Source organism: Acutalibacter sp. JLR.KK004 (genome assembly GCF_036941085.1).
Classification (GTDB): Bacteria; Bacillota; Clostridia; order Oscillospirales; family Acutalibacteraceae; genus Acutalibacter.
Map to the genome: position 1 here is coordinate 2,577,557 of NZ_JAYMNQ010000001.1, position 16,312 is coordinate 2,593,868.

Genomic DNA, 16,312 nt, shown 5'->3' on the forward strand with positions numbered 1-16,312 from the left:
TCATTTGCGGCAACACCAATATATCACAAAATCTGCGTGATGCCAACTGCCTTTTGCAACTTTTACTGGCTATCCGCAATCTGATTCTTGATAAGGCGGCAGATTTTATCATTCATGCTCTCCTTGCTCTGCTCGCTGAAGCAGATATGCACCTCGTAAGTGGTGTGGCCAATGCGCTTCTCCAATGTCCGCTTGCTCTGCGGGGTAGCGGGGGTGGTTGCTTTTGTTTTTGCCATAGACGCTCCTTTCAAACTTTCAAAATTATTCTGGTGATACGATGCGCCGCGCTACCGCTTTGGTGCTGGCGGCGTTGTCCTCCCGGAAGTTCTTCCCGGCAAAGAGGATGGGGGCGCAGCGTTCTAAAATCCGGTCATAGATACGGGCATGGGCAAGGTCGGGTGGATGCTTCAGCTCGTCCAGCTTCAGATTCGTGGTCACGATCAGCGGCTTGTTACAACGATAGCGGCTGTCGATGATAGAAAACATCTGCTCAAGGGCATACTCGGTGTTGCGCTCCGCGCCTAAATCGTCTATGATTAACAGGTCATAGTCCCCCAGGCTGTCCAGAAACGCCGTCCGGTCCTCTCCGAACGTCCCGCACAGGCGGCTTAGAATGGTCGGAAAGTTGGTCATGAGTACGGGTACATCCTGGTCGAGTAAGGCGTTTGCGATACACCCGGCCAGGAAGGATTTGCCCGTTCCAACGTCACCGAACAACAGCAGGCCGATGTTCTTCTTGAACGCCTCCGGCCAGTGATCGACATAGGCATGGGCTTTTGCCATAACCGGGTTTTGTCCATTGTCATGGGCGAATGTGTAGCCATAGAGATAGCGGTCTTGGAGGCCCTGAGCCTTTCGCCGTCTGATGCGCTCCATGCGCTGGCGGCGTTCCTCGGCTTCTCTGCGGCGGCGTTCCGCCTCCTGCTGGCAGGGACAGACGCAGCGGGGCTTGAAACTGCCGCCCTTGAACGGGTCGGGTATGACTGCCTGCCGGGGACCTCCGCATTTGCGGCAATGGAGCAGACCGTCTGCCGGGTCAAGGTATTCATCCTCGCGGATCTCCGTCATACGGTGTCACCCTCCCTCACGCTGTAATCGCGGTCACGGGAAACGGGAGCGGCCTTGCGGCGGTCATCGGCTATCCAGCGGCGAATGGTGGCGGCATGGCTGCGGTACTGTTTGCCCGTGGAGGCCATGTACTCGGACAGACGCTCAATGTATTCCTGCCAGACAGTGGGGAAGTCGGTTTGCAGTTCGGACAGCTCACCAGCAGACAGAAAAACATTTTGGTAACGGCCAAACGTGCGGGCGTGTTCCCCCTCTCTATTCTCTATACTCTGATCTCTATACTCTTTATCTCTAATCTCTAATATAGGGGGACATTTGTCCACCGGGTCTATGGGTGGACAAATGTCCACTTTGCCGGAGGGAAGCAGTTTTTGACGCTGCAACCGGCTCCGCTCCCGCTTCTTCCTCTCGCCCTCGGTGGAGGACTGTCCAATCAGCAGTTGAATGTCGGCCATGTAGAAAGCACCATCCGTCAGGACTTCCACAAGGCCAAATTCCATGAATACCTTGATTGCCCTCTCTACGGTGCCAATCTGGTGCCGGGTGAAGGTGGCAATGGTCTGAACGGTGTGGGGAAGATGCTCGTTGAGCATGAGGATTCCACCGGATTTCAGCGACATGAGATACATTTTCAGCAGCAGATTCGAGTACAGCAGACCGTCCGGCATACTTTCCAGGACCACCATAGTCTCGCTGTTGTAGAAACCTTCTTTCAGTTTGAGATAGTAAAATCTCCTGTTTTCAGCCATAGGGTAAAACTCCTTTGTAGAATCGCCGTTGCAGGCCGTCTGAGGGCCTTCCGGGGTGCTGGATAGGAAAAGTATCAGCCCCCCTATTGACCAGCACCCGGAAAGCCTTGCAAATCAACGCCTTTTTCGGGCCTAAAGCGTTACATATCAGCCCTATGTCGGCGCACTCGGTCACGGGTCTTACGCCGCCGCTCCTGTTCAGCACATTCCGAACAGTATTTCGCCCGGTTGGATTTTGGAACAAAGTAGCTGCCGCAGATGGCGCAGGGCTTCATATGGTCACGGTAGAGCAGGGCGGCGCACAGGGCATTGTCCAGCGGCAGGACGGCGGCGCGGAACCAGCGGCACACAAGCGAATAGGTAATACTCTGCGGGCAGATACATTCCTCTCCATTGTCCAGAAGCAAGCAACATTCACCATCATAATTGCAGCAGCTATGTACCAGTTTCCGGGCTGTGCGGTACTGCTGATAGTTCATGTGGACAATCACGGCTCGTCCTCCGTGGCAGGTAGCTTGATGTAGGTGTGATAAGGCTGGGTGGGGCTGCGGCTCACCCAATGACGCTTTACCAGCCCGGCACGCTCCAACTCCGCCAGGGCATGGCCCACGGTGGAGGGAGTGCGGTCGATCAGCTTGGCGATCTCCGGGTTGATGAATGTCAGATACCGCCGCCCATGCTTATCCACGCTACCCTCGCCGTTCACCGTCATGTCCAGCAGGATACAGTAGACCTCTTTCGTAATCAGCCGCAGGTCCATCCCCAGCAGAAACCGGGGATAGGCCAGATAAGGCGGCAGGGGGGAGCTGGCGGTGATGTAATCAGTTTTCATGTTCATTCTCCATTTCGTGTCGGATTTCATGTACCTTCTCGAAAAATTCTTTAATTGCGGTCGTGACAGAATACGCACTATTGCCCAATGCGTCAAATTGGGCAATTGACATTCCAGCGAAAATGCCTGCCCGGTGATGAAGGGATTTGATACCGGAAACATAGCGGGAGCAGAGAGACGTAAACTCTCTCAAAGCCGCTTCGCTGTCCATCATCCCTTGCCGCTTCGGTGCGGGCGGTGCTATGGTCAGAACAGTAGCGGCTTCTTCCTGCTGGTCTGGGGGCAGTCTGGAAATTTTCAGCGCGGCCCCTTTGGTGATCTTGGTATCAGCCTCCTTGATAATCTTCTTGGCCTCTGGGGTCAGATTGGCGGCAGTCTGAACAAGCTGCTCAACGGTGCGTTTGCTCACGCCCAGCTTTTCAGCGGTATCCTGTGAAAAGGACTTCGTTTCTAAAAGCGAGAAATTTTCGTTTTTAGCCGTCTGTCCGTTTCGCTGGCCTTGGCGCGTCTCCGGGTGGATGGCTTCATAGAGTTCTTTCCGGCGCAGAAGCAGATCGCCCAACTCACGATGGGACAAACCAGCCCGAACAAAGTTCTCGTCAATCTCGGCCAGTTCCGCTTGCAGGCCGTTCGCATCGCTGACGGTACACTCAATTTCCGTCCAGCCCAGCAGCTTCACCGCCTCCAACCGATGCAGGCCAGCAATAAGCGTGTTGTCCTGGGTGACAGTGATGGGATTCATCAGGCCCACAGCGGCGATACTCCGGGCGAGTTCTTCCACATTCCTCTGCTGGGTATCCCGCCGTCCTGGATTGATTTTGATTTCACTGATTTTGATTTGCATGATGACTACCCTCAATGCGAAAACGCTGCAATAATCCGGTTGAGCATTTCGCGGTCATGGCCGTCCAGAGATTCCCCCAGCCTACGGAGGAAAGTGATCTCCGCAGAGTTCAGCGAACGGCGGTCCAGATGGAACCACTCCGCCACTCGAACACCGCCATGACCGCCCTGGACGGTTTCAATCGGATAGGAGCAGGTCAGCACTACAATGTCGCGGCGAATTGTCCCGGTGCTGACGTTAAACTCATGCGCTAAATTTCCATAAGTATCATGCCGCCGGAGGCACAAAACCTCCAAAATCTTCTGGCGGCGTTCCCACGGGTTCAGGTCCATAGTCGTAAATCCTTTCATCAAAAATTGAAATTATCGTTCTTGTTCTTTCTGTTGATGCTGTCCCTCGTGAGCCAGACGGTCAGCGGTTTTGCGTAGGGCCTCCACCGCCTTAATTTCATCCCTCATGGCATACATTTTCTGATAATCTGCGTCCTTTTGTACCGTCAATTTTGCAGCTTCGGCCCGCCACGCTTTGGGCGTGATTGCCTCACCGGATTCTTTCAGCGATTTCAGAAAATGGGCGGCAGCGTCAAAGTCTGCTAACTCTGCCCTATGCTCCTGCTGGTATTTCTCCCGCTTACCCGGTTTCACCTTGTCCAACTTCTGGCGGATGGGCTTGTACTTCTCGTACTGCGCCCACATTTCCAGACGTTCATCCAGGACAGCAAGACGACGTTCCGCGCCGACAATCTGCCCACGGAGATCGTAATAATCCTTGTTCATGGCAGAGACTTTTTCATAAAGTTCCTGCATGGAATTGATGCCGTTGCTCTGCAAAAAGGCCAGCAGTTTGGCGTTCTCTTGCAGAGCCTTAATCTTACCGGAACGAGAATGGGCTTTGTTGCTGTTGACCTTGGCCTGGGCTTCATAAAGCCGGGCCACAAGGCTGCCGCCGTCCTGGGGCTGTTCCGCCCCAGCCTGCTCTTTCGTCCAGTTGTAAATCCGGGTGATGCGGGCCTTGATTTCCTTCAGCAGCTTGTTGTCGGCGGCGATCTGGCGGTTAATATCTCCTTTCTCCGTCTGGATGCCCCGCCGTTCCATCTGACTGGCGGCAACGCCCATGTGAATGGAAGGGATTTTTTCAATGCCCTGACGCTTGTAACTGCGGTGGTCAATGCGCTCCGGCCTGCCAGCGGCTTCTAACGCCCGGTTCGCATAGCTGGCCCACGCCGCCCGCCACTTCTCGGCGTTCTCTCGATTGTTCCAGTCGGTGGTGTCCTCACGGTGATTCTTCCAGCCGCCTTTGCCATCCGGGATGCGTTGACCCTGGCTGTCCAGATCGTAAACTTTCTGGCACTTCGGCCCCCAGCGTCCGTCCGGTTTCAGCGGACGGATTGTCAGCATGATATGAGCGTGGGGGTTGCCGTCACCCTTGTCATGGAGCGCAAAGTCGGCGCACATCCCATCGTCCACAAAATTGTCTTTGACAAAAGCCCGAACAAGTGCCAGCTGCTCCGCTCTGGACAGTTCCACGGGCAGGGCAACTTCGATTTCACGGGCAAGCTGGGCGTCGCTGGATTTTTCAATTTGCTCCACGGAGTTCCAAAGCGTGGAACGGTCTTGAAACTCCGGCGGGGCGTGGGTGGGGAGCATGATTTCCGTATGGACAACACCGGGCTTATGTGTGTAGTCGTGGGTCTTGCCGTCCCACTCATTTGTCAGCTTCTCGCCGCTCCGGTAGGCGGCAGCAGCGACAGCCGAACGGCCTACACTCCGCTTGATGATTTGAATGGGACAGTGAAAAATCGCTATGTGGTTTTCCTCCTTCCTCCGCAGTCAACAGCGGGGAGATAAAGGCCAGCGGAAACGGAACAGACGCAAAGCGGATGTTTCGTTTCCGCTGGCGCACAAGGGGTTTGGGGAAGGTACTTCCCCATCGCGTCCGCAGGACGCAACAGCCCCCGGCAGGGCGCACGACACCGGAACGGTGTATAAGTGCGCCGTTAAGAACGGACTTTAGTTTGTGGGGGCGATTTTTTGCGCCTTTTCCGCCGTTTCCTCTGCTCCCGGCAGACGGGAAAGGTCAATCAGAAACGCCTTGAGCGATTCGCCGTCCATGCTGGCGGTGAAGGGAAACACGCCCTCCATGATCGCGCCATGCACAATCAGGCGGTGGTTCCGAGCGTGGCGTTCTGCATCCCTCTGCTTGTTCAGCAAAATCTTTACCTGGTTCTCGTATTGGGCGGCTTCCTTTTTTGCTTCGTCACGTTGCTTCAACAGGGATTCTTTTTTATCCATTGACATTACTCCATTTCTGTAAAATTGATTTGAGAGAAAAAGTGGAAAACAGGATTTAATCAGGCAACAGTGACTTTCATGTCGAACAAAAAATGACCGCTATCCCGTTTCTTGGGATAGCGGTCATTCGCTGCTTGTTCAAAATTGGAGGCGGTGTCCTCATGTGAATACTCCTTTCCTGTATGATGGAAGTATTCTACAATACAAGCCCTACAGAACTCCTACAAAAGTCCTACAGAACTACTACAATCATCGCAAGTTTCGTCACGATACGCAGTAAAGCGGTAACCAATACGGGGAATCGTTTCGATGTAACAAGGATTCGATATGTCTGGTTCAATGCCCTTTCGTAAAAGAGCAATCGGGCCAGAAACACCCCGGTTATAGCTGCCCTCCATTTCCCATGCGTGTTCACATATCTGCTCTGCGGTCAGCACGATTTTGGGGTTTTGCATAAAGTATAGCAACAAAGAAAATTCGCGGGGACGGAGATCTACAGATCGTCCTTGAACCATTACAATGCGTCGTGCTGGGTCTATGAAAATATCACCTACTTGGAAGGGAGATATTTCAGCTCCACCGGGATCTCTGTAATGATTATATTCTGTGTAACGCCGCAGTTGAGCGTAAGCTAAATCTGCTATCATGGAGTAGGGCCATTTTCCAGAAACACACATATCCGCTCCAAGTTCTATCATTCCCTTCATATCTTTTTCTGGTGTGTCCGAGATGATAATGACTGGCACAAAACTGATACGCCGTATTCCTATCAACCAGTCCGTTTGCTGGATGCTTCGTAGATATTCCAGGTTAACCATCAGCAAATGAAAAGGCTGGTGACTTAACATCTGGCCTGCCGCATGAACTGTGGGGGACATAATAAAGCGCAGACGGTATTGGACTATCAGCTTTTTCAAATCAGAAAATAACTCATCGGGTATTCCGATAGTCAATACACTGTACTCCATTCAAATCTCCTTTAGGATAGCTACAGAAAAGCGACGGATAAACTTTTGTGCTTCTCGCTTATATTTAAGTTGCGGTTTTCTGCGTTCAAGACGGTACCCCCTTAGTATTGATACCGCTTCCGATATTTCACGAGCATTAACACCGATAATACCATCGCCATCGTCTCTGCTACTGGTGTAGCCAGCCAGATGCCAGTTACACCCAAAACTGCGGGAAGAATCAGCATGGTAATCAGCATGAATACAAAGGAGCGAGAGAAGGCGAGGATTGCGGAGACAATACCGTTGGACAATGCGGTAAACATCCCGCTGGCAAAGATATTAAAACCGATAAAGAACAACGCCAGGGTACAGATTCGATTTCCAGTGATAGCCAGATCGTAGACTGGATTATCCGGTCGGGCAAAAATAGATACCAGGGGCTTTGTTGCGGCAAAGGACGCTGCCACTGTCACAAGAGAAATGACAGCAATCACTTTCAGACTGGTGGAAACCAGCTTTTTTAGCTTCCCGTAGTTCTCCTCACCATAGTAGTAACTGAGCATAGGAGCGATGCCATAGGAATACCCCGTGTAAAGGGAACTTGCGAATACCAGTATATATGTGATGATGGTCACGGCGGCAACTCCATCTTCACCAACATAATAGAGCATGGCCCCATTGATCATCATTGTAATGATTCCCATGACCAAAGTGGTCGCCATTTCTGAGCATCCGTTTGTAGCCGCACTTGCAAGAACCCTTAATCGGAAAGCGGGCCTTGTAAAGTGAAGGAGGCTTTGTTTGTTTCCGGACACAACCAGACCTACAACGGCAGTCACAGAGTAGCCCAGGCCCGTGGCGATGGCCGCACCGCCGATTCCCATGTCCAAAAGGCCGATAAATACATAGTCAAGCACGATGTTCAGTACGCCACCTGTCACGGAACAAATCAGGGACAGGGTTGCTTTTTCAGAGGCGATCATATACAGAGCAAAATTGTTCATCAGCAGGATTGGGATTGTAAAGAGAAGATAGCGGCTGAGATACGAGGTACAATAGCCTGCGACCTCCGGGGACAGCCCCATGCTCCCAAAAATAGTTTCCATCAGAGAGTACCCAAGCACCGTCATGACCATGCCAACAACCACATTCACTAAAATCAAGAACGTGAAATCTTCCCTTGCCTCTTTTTGCTTTTGCTCCCCCATCTTTTTCATGATGACCGCACTTCCGCCAGTTGCCAGCATAGTGGAAATTGCTGTAATCACTTGAATCACAGGGGCTGTCAGATTGATTGCAGACAGTGCGGTTGTACCGATCAGATTTGATACAAACAGGCCGTCAACCATAGTGTAAAAAGACATAAAGACAGCCATTGCAATGGTGGGGACTGCGAATTTGAGGATGTTCCCCAACGTAACCGGCTTGTTATAGGCGTTTTCATTTTCCATTATTTTTCTCCTTTTTTCTTGTGTTTCTCCGGCATATGCGATATAATAACCCGTACAGTAACTGTACAGTCAAGAGGTATTTTGAAAAATGGAGAAAAATAAAAAATTGCTCACAATCGGTCAATTTGCGTCCCTGCATAGCATAAACAAAAAAACTCTGATGTGGTATGATGAAATTGGCCTTTTCCATCCAGCGTTTATCCATCCCCAAAATGGATACAGGTATTATAGCTACGAGCAAAGTCCTGTTTTGGAAACAATTCTGCTGCTACGGGAGCTGAATTTGCCAATTAGCGAAATTCAGGATTTTATGAAAAACCGTTGCGCCTCCAGCATGGAGCAGCTTATGCAAGAGAAAATTGAAGATATAGACCGCAATATAGCCCATCTAAAGGCACTGCGGAAAACGTTGTCCTACCATTGCCAGAATATGCAGACATTATTGACAATGGATTTATCGAAAATCGGTATTGTGGAGAAAAAGGCGCGCAGTTTAGTTACCGTGGACATCAATCGAAACACTACGTTCGATAAACAAGTGGAGATAATTTCAGCCGAAAGGAAAAAGTACCAATTATGCAACTTGCATGATTTTTCTTATGGGACAATGATTACGGTAGATAGCCTGAAAAATGGAAGATTCGAGGATTATTCTAAACTTTTTGTTGAAATTCCGTCTCCCACAAAAAGCGATGAATTACACATCCAACCAGCCGGGAATTATGTGCGGGCGTTTTATAGAGACGCGGCGGAAAGCCCTGAGCTGTGTTACCAAAGGATATTTGATTATGTTAAAGAACATGGTCTTGTTTTATCAGGATTCTCTTATGAAGCCGTTATCAATATAAACGTAATCGACCAGATTGAGGACTCTCTCGTGCAGATTGAAATACCTGTGAAATCAAAATGACTCATTTAGTGCAGACAATAAGAGGTCGCTACTCAAAATAAGCAACGACCTTTTATTGTTAAAATTGTAAATTCAGAGGATTTCAAATATATATCAGTTCTGTGAAAATAATTTCTTCGGCCCTGGCCCTGCAATTATTTACCAACCTTAACCACGCCATCTGGTCGCGGGCTTTCAGTTCCTCAGTTGCACCAGCGACCTCCATCATCTGCGGCAGCATCTTGTCCATCCTAATTTCCGCCAGCCGCTCGATTGTGGTCAGGTGATCGTCTAGTCTGCCGCTGTTCACCAGGGATGCCCACAGCGCGGTCCGATGCTCCCGGATGTACTCTCAGCGCAGATCGCCGTACTTGCCATAGAATTTCTCTGCTTCTGGTTCGGGGTCAAGTAGCAGATTGGGGATGTAGTAGTCTCCAACTCTCGTATAAGTCAATTCAGCCATTTCCCTCATTCCTTTCACCAGTCATATCATTCTGCCGCAAATGAGCTGACTGTACGTTGTATTTGATGCATTTGAAATACATCGCTTACAGCATACATCGTCGTGCATGTTGTTCTTTTCGAGGATCATCTGGATCAGTTCATAGACAAGAACAAAAGTCAGGATGATTCCCGCAATGGGAATGACGACGGTTTCAGAAAGATTCTGGATCATGCTGAACACGCCGCCATTCCATCCCTGCGGTGTCTGGCCTACCTGCGAGGCCACATCCGAGACCTGGCTGTTGACGGACTCAAAGATACCGGTGTATTGTCCTGTGATCGCTTCAATCAAGCCCTCTTTAATCCAGTCTGTTATCCATTCAAACAGACTGCCCATCGGCTATTAACCGAACAGGCCGGAGAGCAGCGGGATCAGCGTGGCACCCACCAGCGCAATACCTCCGCCAGCCATAAGCTGTTTCATCCGTTTTTGTTCACACCGGGTCGCTGCCCCGGCGCGGCCCCACTTCATAAAGAAGCGGACACCCCATGCTTTCACATGGGCGCAGACTATATCTTCACCCGCATGGAGCGGGGCAGGCTGCTTCGGGCCGCTCGGCCCTACTCCTGCAAAGGATAGTCGTTGAACCTTCCCCTGTTCGGGGTTTGGCTGCTGATTGCCCATTGTCCCGGCGTTTAGGTTCGCACCCTGCGCCATCCGTGCGTTTTTTTCCGCTTTCGCCACCGTCTCATCCGGGCATGTTTCATCCCCATGTTTTGGTACGCACGGCTTTAGGGGTTCCCAGCAATTCAGCCTGTTGCCGTATGGACTTCCACCATACGCTGCACGGCAATTACTTGTCCGTGGAGGGCGTAGCTTACCCCTGCGACTTGGCTCCGGGATTGTCATTGCCATAACCTTCCAGAAGGTTGATGACGCCCCATGCACCGAGGCCGGCGCCCAAAGCAATCACCAGAATTTTCAAAGTATCAATCGCACTTGCAAAAAAAGCCATAAAGTTGTCCTCCTTTAATTTGAGAAATGTTGGTTTTGTGGTATGGCCGTATCTGGCCGGAAACGAAAAAACGCCCCTGTGCTTTAAGAAAATCTGCATAAAGCACAGGGGCGGCATAGTCCAGGAGCATCCTGGAAAGGTATACAGTTGTCAGGGAGGGGCGCGAATCCTCAATAGAACCTCCTTCCGGTGAAAAGAAAAAGCCCGCCAAAGCCAGAGACTTTAACAGGCAGCTACATCATCATACAGCCGGCGCCTCCAAATCCTCCGCCGTGACCTCATAATTGCGGTACAGCTCCCCAGGGCTGACGGGCAGCCTGGTTGAGAGGAATCTTTCAATGTCAAAAGCATTTTTAGGGGCATAATCCGACAGGTATTTATAATTCGGGTGTTTCGTAATATCGTACTTGCGGGAGAGGAAGGGCCGGACGCCCCTAATCTGCAGGAGGCATTTCCCGCCGTCCATCACGGCCAGCTCGTCCACCGACATCAAATCCTTTCCCAATTTCTGAAAATTCTGTCCGTGGGATTCCTGATTTCCTTTGGTGACGCTGGTGTTATACATATCGATGGTCTCTTTTCCCAGCAGGGAATTCCAGCTTTTCAGCGTGGTTTCCTCCTTGCCTCCCAGGAAAAGGGAAGCGTCACAATTCCCGATGATGGTGTCCATGTTGTCCTTATAGAGCGCCTTTAGCTGGCTCTGCGCCTGCAATACCAGGCAGGCTGAAATCTCCCTGGAACGGATCGTCGCCATCAGCTTTTCCAGGTTCGGAATCTGCCCGATATTGGCGGCCTCGTCGATCAGGCACCGCACATGTACCGGCAGCCTGCCGCCGTACCTGTCATCGGCACGCTCGCACAGCAGATTGAACAACTGCGTATAGGCCATGCTGACAAGGAAATTGAACGTCGCATCCGTATCGCTGATGATAAAGAACAGCGCCGTTTTCCTGTCCCCGACCAGGTCAAGCTCCAGCTCGTCATACATGGTGATCTCCCGGACCTCCTTAATATCGAATGGCGCCAATCTGGCGCCGCAGCTAATAAGTATGCTTTTCGCTGTCTTGCCCGCCGCTAATTTATATTTCTTATACTGACGGAGGGCGAAGTGGTCCGGGTCTTTCTGTTCCAGCGCATCAAAGAGAAGGTCAACGGCATTTTTGAAACTTTCGTCGTCCTCCCGGACCTCCATAGCGTTTATCATTTCTACCAGGGTGGAAAAATTCTGCTCGTTTGTCGGGGCCTCATAATAGATATAGCCGATCAGCGCCGTATACAGCAGGGTCTCGGCTTTGACCCAAAAATCGTCGCCGGATTTTCCTTCCCCTTTGGTGTTTGCAATCAGCACCGTTACCAGTTTCAGAATGTCCTTCTCATTGTGGATGTAAGCAAAAGGTTCCGATAGGTAAGCCTTTGATGTTATCTCCGGCTTTTCCCCCGGCTAGCACCGGACATGCGACTTTCACCGCATCCGGCGCCCCATCAAGCATAGTTTCAGCAGTGATACACACTCACTCTTTCACATTAGCTAAATCAGTTTGTTACGATTTGCATTGACATTTCTGCCAATCCTGCGGCAACACGCAGTTTGTTTACTTTAGTAATTTGTGCCTTATTCAAATCATACTTCTTTGTCAGTGTAGCGAACTTTATACTGTCTGTTGTTGAGATAAGTTCATATCCAGTAGGTGATAAAAGCAACAGATTACGGTAACTGTCTCTGCCATTTTTACACTCATTCGATTTTCTGTAACAAATACAGTGAATCACTTCCAGATGTTCCCCGGTGATTGCACATTTACCTTCCTGTCCGGCATAGAGAGAGATTCGGTTATCATTGAACTGTACCGTTTCTCCTGTTACCGGGTGGCGCATGAGCCAGAGCATATCTTCAACGTTCAGTTTCAGATTGCTGTGGATTTCCATTCTTCCGTCCGGAGTATATGGATTGATTTTCCTGCTCTTGCGCATTGGTATTTTAAACTGCACATATGCCAGAGGTACTACTGGTGTATCTCCAATCCAGCGCATTTGCTTCGATTTTCCATACCGGTTTTTTAAATATTTGTTGTTTAGCTCGCCCTGCTTTTTATATCCATCTATCCGATGGAGAAAACGACCGTTATTCACATGAGCCATTCGGCTGAAATTCAGATTTATCCTCGTAGCAATGCAATAATAGTTCTGCATACCTATGACTTTGGCGTTGTATTCGTGAATGTTGCTCTTTATATTACTTGCTGTCTTCCCAGCACGGAGGGCTTTTCCTCTTTTCCGGGCGCGGAAATAGCGCCCTCCGAAACATCGGCGGCATGGCTTGGTTTTATTGGTTCCCGGCCCTCCACGGTATATCCAGGGAGAAGCACACCATTGACCGTAAAACAGTTTTCATGCTCTTTCGGAATAGGCGGTGAAATCTCCGCGAACAGATGGGAATAGGCTTTCTTTCTCCCGTCCAGGTACCTCTCGGCGGCGGCCTTGTCCGTGTAGCGTTTCTTATCCTGCCCTGCAAGGTGGATGTTGTAGCCTTTCCTGGGTGAATTGATATACAGGTCCCATGTTACATACCAGGCAGTCGGAACATCCTGTTTTGCCTCCCTGTTATATGTTGTCTGTTCCCTGATCTGGCAGAACATCTTATAAACCCGGTTGCTGATCTCCATCCAGTCCTTGTTGTTGGAAAAGGGCTGCCAACAGTTCCCGGTATGCTTTACCTCCGGGGTGCGTAAGTATGCCAGCGCCCGGTCAAGCCGCTGCGTGGCCGCCGCCTGCTGTTCCCATTGCTTCGCTGCCGCCACCACGATGTCATAGGCTTTCTTTTCTCCCTCAATGCTGTCCTGGCGCATGGCCTGTACCGTTTCTGCCCCCTGCGCAATCAACGCTGAAATATCTGTGTTCTCGCATGATACCGTGTGTTCCACCTGCAGCTTGTAGCCTTCCGACAGGTCCCCGGAGCGGTGCACCCGGTAATCTTTGTTTTCCTCCAATCCTTCCACCTCCTTAAATCTCCGGCGCATGGCTCTTTTTCGGTGCCGCCTGTGCCGGGGTAGTTTTTTCTGCCGGTTTCACCGCTGCAAGCTGCGCCATGACCGAAGGCCGGTCCGACGTAAATATGGAAATCTGTTCATTCTCCGCCAGCGGCTGCGCCGGAAGGGGCAGCGTTTCGTCCGAATGGGTCAGTATCTGCTCCCGTTTCAGGTCTGCCACGATCTCGTCAAATACCGCATTGATGGCTTTCCGTTCCGCACCCTCCGGGAAGGCTTTCAGGACTGCCATTTCCCCGCCTTTGTCTGCCACAAAGGTAACGGCACAGTCCGCGTGGCCCGCCAGATAATCCGATTGGCAGGGCAGCTTATCCTTGATATAACAGGCAAAAGCCCTGGCGGTCATTTCCGTATTGCTGTCCCAATAGCCGCCGTCCTTTTCGCACTCCTTACCCATGCGCATGGAATTCCGGTAAAAATCGGTTTCCACCCGCCCGATTTGCGGCGCCTCCTGTGCCTGCATCCCGGACAGCATGTGCTCGAATATTTCCAGCCGTTCCCGCTCACTTTTGGGGATCACCCGCCCGGTGACAGACTTCTTGAAAGCGCTGATCTGCTCCACGGAACCGGCCTCGCCGGACAGGAACGACTCTTTAAGAACCGCGTAGGTTTTCATCTGTTCCTCATTGCCATGCCGTTTCAGGGAACCGAGCACCGCCGAATCCAGCCAGCCTGCCGCATTTTTCCGGGTTCGTTCTGTCTGCGCTTCGGTGCGGGCCGCAGCCTGCTCCAGTGTCTCCGGCTTATATTTCATGGTATCAATCAGCTTCTGGAACGGCGCATAGAGGCGGGGTTGTTCCGAGAGCATCCCATTCGCGCCCATCTTCGTACCCAGGTAATCGTCAAACCCGTGCCACCATTCATGGGCTAAAGAGCCGGCCCCGTGCATCTTCGTAAGGTTGATGACCTTCCGCAGCGGTTCATAATGGGCCGCCGCGTTGCCGCTGCCCCTGGCGCCGAAAGCGATGGCAAGCGTTCCCTGATAGGCAATATCTTTATCACTGATCTGCAAGGCCGACGCCAGATCCTTCAGCGCCTCAAATCCCATGTTGAGGGAAGCCTGCCGGTCATTCTGGTTCATCCAGTTCCCAAATTCACCGCCGCGGAACCCGAAGGCATCAAGGTAGTGCTGCCCGGTGATCTCCATGCCGTTTCTGTAATCCGGCCCGGTGCGCCGCACATGGGAGAGCTGGGGAGGCACAAACCGCGTCTTTCCGCTTTTGCTGCGCCCTTTTGCCAACGCCTGCACCCATTTCAGGGCGGCCTCCCGCGATTCAAAGTTTGTCTGCAAGATGGAATAGCCCTTCGTCACATAATAGGTGTCAGGTTTCCCAATGCCATTAAGTTAAGCGCCCCCAAAGAGCCCCGCTATCGTGCCGGAAGATAAAACCAAGAAATCCGATTACCCGAGGAAACAGGTCTCTGGAAAGCCCGTCCCCGCCTTACCGGAAAGCGTTTTCTGTAAAGCAACCCTTCCAGTTCTCGAAAAGGTTTCCGTAAGAAAGCACAGCAGGCAAAGACAGCGTCGGAAAAATTGAGGCGCTGTTTTTGTTTTGTGTTGTGGCAGGAAAGCTTCACGTTCCAGGCTGCTGCCTGTGCAAAGTTAAAAATCAGGAAAGCAGCAAAAACCTCCTGTAAAATAAGTTCTGGAATTTTGGAGTGGAGATGAATGAGCGCCACTGAATATTTCAGGCTGCGGAAAGATGTTTCGATGCCCCAGCGTTTGGCGTAAAGAGCTTTCAAAGTTTCGGGCGGAAATTGATTTTTATTCAGATTTGTCAGGAAGGTTTCCGTTTTTCCATTGCAGAAATTTACGCGTACGATACGGAAAGAAAGCCGGTAAAAGCCAACGCTTTCTACAGGCAGGAAATCGAAAACACGCTGACTTGTAAGCTTATAATAATCTGCCGGAACAGGGATATTTCTTGTTTCCAGTTTTCGTTTTGTGAGGCGCCCCAAAGTGAGGCTTGCGGGTATATCAAATTCGGGAAAACAAGGAAGTTTTACACCAAAAACCGAATCCCTTTCCTTCAGGCGGATGACATATTTCCATCCCCGGTTTTCCAGATGCGCCAAGTTGTTCAGGGACGCATAGTTCCGGTCAGCTAAAAGGATAACCGGCTCTGAAATCCGCGAACGGTCTGTCATTTCACACAGAGCTTTGCCTTCATTTTTCTCGTGTTCCTTTTGGACAATTAAGTCTGTATAAATGCCGTTTTCCAAGTCAAAAAGAGCGTTTATCAGGTGCTTGTTCCAACCGTGCTGGCGGTCTGTTCCGGGCAGATAAGAAAGCAAATCTGCAGGGTATGCTGATGATTTCAAGGACGTTCCATCCACTGCCAGCAGCCGATATCCCCGGTACTTCTTTTCGGGGGTAAGTGAATTTGAAAAGCTGTGAAATAAGTCCTCCAAGGCTTTAGGCAAAAGCTTTTTCCGCTGCTGCACAAAGGCGGAGGCAGAAGGTGTTTTTTCTTGAAAACGGAAAGCTTTCATGAGATTTTTGCCCACGCTTTCACAGCTCATGGTGAGCAAGAAGAAAATGATATTTTCAAAATCCAGCGCCCTGCGGCGGGTGAAATCCCGTCCCGGCCGGCTGGCGTAAATTTGGGGATTCTTTCCCATTTTCCTTACCTGAGACAGCAGCTTTTTTCGTAAGTTTTTTGCGGTTTGTTTCATTTTATAAGCCCCTTGAAGTTTTTATTTTTCAAGGGGCTTCGCCGCATATTTTTCTCAT

19 protein-coding genes and 2 pseudogenes are annotated in these 16,312 nt (G+C 50.8%); 1 reads left to right on the forward strand and 20 read right to left on the reverse strand.

Features of this window, described 5'->3' with window-relative positions; genetic code table 11:
• Positions 1–62: 62 nt before the first annotated feature.
• From VSQ30_RS13975 to VSQ30_RS14025, 11 genes are all read right to left on the reverse strand, one after another.
• On the reverse strand, positions 63–236 hold the full coding sequence (locus VSQ30_RS13975) for a transposon-encoded TnpW family protein (protein WP_334464661.1): 174 nt from the start codon (positions 234–236) through the stop codon (positions 63–65).
• Between the two features lie 25 nt (positions 237–261).
• Positions 262–1,068 (reverse strand): ATP-binding protein, encoded by an 807-nt coding sequence (locus tag VSQ30_RS13980; protein WP_334464663.1) that lies wholly within the window; start codon positions 1,066–1,068, stop codon positions 262–264.
• A complete protein-coding gene (locus VSQ30_RS13985) occupies positions 1,065–1,817 on the reverse strand; it encodes a phage replisome organizer N-terminal domain-containing protein (protein ID WP_334464665.1) in 753 nt (250 codons plus the stop codon). The genes VSQ30_RS13980 and VSQ30_RS13985 overlap by 4 nt, the downstream gene beginning before the upstream one ends.
• A 140-nt stretch (positions 1,818–1,957) precedes the next feature.
• Positions 1,958–2,296, reverse strand: a complete 339-nt coding sequence (locus VSQ30_RS13990) for a cysteine-rich VLP protein (protein ID WP_334464892.1) — start codon at positions 2,294–2,296, stop codon at positions 1,958–1,960.
• Positions 2,297–2,304: 8 nt separating this feature from the next.
• Positions 2,305–2,649, reverse strand: a complete 345-nt coding sequence (locus VSQ30_RS13995; protein WP_334464667.1) for a winged helix-turn-helix domain-containing protein — start codon at positions 2,647–2,649, stop codon at positions 2,305–2,307.
• Complete coding sequence (locus VSQ30_RS14000) at positions 2,639–3,493, reverse strand: ParB/RepB/Spo0J family partition protein (RefSeq protein ID WP_334464669.1); 855 nt, start codon at positions 3,491–3,493, stop codon at positions 2,639–2,641. The genes VSQ30_RS13995 and VSQ30_RS14000 overlap by 11 nt, the downstream gene beginning before the upstream one ends.
• An 11-nt stretch (positions 3,494–3,504) precedes the next feature.
• Entirely contained in the window at positions 3,505–3,825 is a 321-nt protein-coding gene (locus VSQ30_RS14005) for a DeoR family transcriptional regulator (protein ID WP_334464671.1), read from the reverse strand.
• Between the two features lie 30 nt (positions 3,826–3,855).
• The gene (gene mobQ / locus VSQ30_RS14010; RefSeq protein ID WP_334464894.1) at positions 3,856–5,322 is read right to left on the reverse strand and encodes a MobQ family relaxase; all 1,467 of its coding nucleotides are present in this window, start codon (positions 5,320–5,322) and stop codon (positions 3,856–3,858) included.
• Between the two features lie 180 nt (positions 5,323–5,502).
• Positions 5,503–5,784: a DUF3847 domain-containing protein gene (locus tag VSQ30_RS14015; RefSeq protein ID WP_016324247.1), complete on the reverse strand. Its 282-nt coding sequence runs from the start codon at positions 5,782–5,784 to the stop codon at positions 5,503–5,505.
• A 221-nt stretch (positions 5,785–6,005) separates the two neighbouring features.
• Positions 6,006–6,752 carry a winged helix family transcriptional regulator gene (locus VSQ30_RS14020; RefSeq protein WP_334464674.1) on the reverse strand — a complete coding sequence of 249 codons (747 nt, stop codon included), beginning with the start codon at positions 6,750–6,752 and terminating at the stop codon, positions 6,006–6,008.
• 101 nt (positions 6,753–6,853) lie between these two features.
• Positions 6,854–8,185, reverse strand: a complete 1,332-nt coding sequence (locus tag VSQ30_RS14025) for an MATE family efflux transporter (RefSeq protein ID WP_334464676.1) — start codon at positions 8,183–8,185, stop codon at positions 6,854–6,856.
• An 88-nt stretch (positions 8,186–8,273) separates the two neighbouring features.
• Here VSQ30_RS14025 and VSQ30_RS14030 point away from each other — a divergent pair, with 88 nt between their 5' ends.
• Entirely contained in the window at positions 8,274–9,095 is an 822-nt protein-coding gene (locus VSQ30_RS14030; RefSeq protein ID WP_334464678.1) for a MerR family transcriptional regulator, read from the forward strand.
• 82 nt (positions 9,096–9,177) lie between these two features.
• On the opposite strand, the gene VSQ30_RS14035 is transcribed toward VSQ30_RS14030, so the two are convergent.
• The 9 genes and pseudogenes from VSQ30_RS14035 to VSQ30_RS14075 all read right to left on the reverse strand — a co-directional run bounded on the left by VSQ30_RS14035 (position 9,178) and on the right by VSQ30_RS14075 (position 16,254).
• The gene (locus VSQ30_RS14035) at positions 9,178–9,420 is read right to left on the reverse strand and encodes a TnpV protein (protein WP_502876283.1); all 243 of its coding nucleotides are present in this window, start codon (positions 9,418–9,420) and stop codon (positions 9,178–9,180) included.
• A gap of 138 nt (positions 9,421–9,558) precedes the next feature.
• Entirely contained in the window at positions 9,559–9,870 is a 312-nt protein-coding gene (locus VSQ30_RS14040; protein WP_502876260.1) for a VirB6/TrbL-like conjugal transfer protein, CD1112 family, read from the reverse strand.
• 51 nt (positions 9,871–9,921) lie between these two features.
• On the reverse strand, positions 9,922–10,263 hold the full coding sequence (locus tag VSQ30_RS14045; protein WP_482558736.1) for a Maff2 family mobile element protein: 342 nt from the start codon (positions 10,261–10,263) through the stop codon (positions 9,922–9,924).
• 136 nt (positions 10,264–10,399) lie between these two features.
• Positions 10,400–10,534, reverse strand: a pseudogene (locus VSQ30_RS14050) (Maff2 family mobile element protein); the annotation flags it as partial.
• Positions 10,535–10,775: 241 nt separating this feature from the next.
• A pseudogene (locus tag VSQ30_RS14055) lies at positions 10,776–11,930 on the reverse strand (VirD4-like conjugal transfer protein, CD1115 family); the annotation flags it as partial.
• A gap of 137 nt (positions 11,931–12,067) precedes the next feature.
• Positions 12,068–12,673: a hypothetical protein gene (locus VSQ30_RS14060; protein ID WP_334464681.1), complete on the reverse strand. Its 606-nt coding sequence runs from the start codon at positions 12,671–12,673 to the stop codon at positions 12,068–12,070.
• An 89-nt stretch (positions 12,674–12,762) separates the two neighbouring features.
• Positions 12,763–13,530, reverse strand: coding sequence for a hypothetical protein (locus tag VSQ30_RS14065; protein ID WP_334464683.1), 768 nt, complete (start codon positions 13,528–13,530; stop codon positions 12,763–12,765).
• A 4-nt stretch (positions 13,531–13,534) separates the two neighbouring features.
• Positions 13,535–14,869, reverse strand: coding sequence for an LPD1 domain-containing protein (locus VSQ30_RS14070; RefSeq protein ID WP_334464685.1), 1,335 nt, complete (start codon positions 14,867–14,869; stop codon positions 13,535–13,537).
• Between the two features lie 77 nt (positions 14,870–14,946).
• The gene (locus tag VSQ30_RS14075; RefSeq protein WP_334461212.1) at positions 14,947–16,254 is read right to left on the reverse strand and encodes an IS4 family transposase; all 1,308 of its coding nucleotides are present in this window, start codon (positions 16,252–16,254) and stop codon (positions 14,947–14,949) included.
• Between the last annotated feature and the right edge of the window lie 58 nt (positions 16,255–16,312).

What these genes read in the sequence shown, in the direction of transcription:
- VSQ30_RS14025 (WP_334464676.1), bottom strand. Translation starts at nt 8,185, where the DNA reads ATGGAAAATGAAAACGCCTATAACAAGCCGGTTACGTTGGGGAACATC.
- VSQ30_RS14020 (WP_334464674.1), bottom strand. Translation starts at nt 6,752, where the DNA reads ATGGAGTACAGTGTATTGACTATCGGAATACCCGATGAGTTATTTTCT.
- VSQ30_RS14000 (WP_334464669.1), bottom strand. Translation starts at nt 3,493, where the DNA reads ATGCAAATCAAAATCAGTGAAATCAAAATCAATCCAGGACGGCGGGAT.
- VSQ30_RS13975 (WP_334464661.1), bottom strand. Translation starts at nt 236, where the DNA reads ATGGCAAAAACAAAAGCAACCACCCCCGCTACCCCGCAGAGCAAGCGG.
- VSQ30_RS13995 (WP_334464667.1), bottom strand. Translation starts at nt 2,649, where the DNA reads ATGAAAACTGATTACATCACCGCCAGCTCCCCCCTGCCGCCTTATCTG.
- VSQ30_RS14060 (WP_334464681.1), bottom strand. Translation starts at nt 12,673, where the DNA reads ATGGCTCATGTGAATAACGGTCGTTTTCTCCATCGGATAGATGGATAT.
- VSQ30_RS13990 (WP_334464892.1), bottom strand. Translation starts at nt 2,296, where the DNA reads ATGAACTATCAGCAGTACCGCACAGCCCGGAAACTGGTACATAGCTGC.
- VSQ30_RS14005 (WP_334464671.1), bottom strand. Translation starts at nt 3,825, where the DNA reads ATGGACCTGAACCCGTGGGAACGCCGCCAGAAGATTTTGGAGGTTTTG.
- VSQ30_RS13980 (WP_334464663.1), bottom strand. Translation starts at nt 1,068, where the DNA reads ATGACGGAGATCCGCGAGGATGAATACCTTGACCCGGCAGACGGTCTG.
- VSQ30_RS13985 (WP_334464665.1), bottom strand. Translation starts at nt 1,817, where the DNA reads ATGGCTGAAAACAGGAGATTTTACTATCTCAAACTGAAAGAAGGTTTC.
- VSQ30_RS14015 (WP_016324247.1), bottom strand. Translation starts at nt 5,784, where the DNA reads ATGGATAAAAAAGAATCCCTGTTGAAGCAACGTGACGAAGCAAAAAAG.
- VSQ30_RS14075 (WP_334461212.1), bottom strand. Translation starts at nt 16,254, where the DNA reads ATGAAACAAACCGCAAAAAACTTACGAAAAAAGCTGCTGTCTCAGGTA.
- VSQ30_RS14030 (WP_334464678.1), top strand. Translation starts at nt 8,274, where the DNA reads ATGGAGAAAAATAAAAAATTGCTCACAATCGGTCAATTTGCGTCCCTG.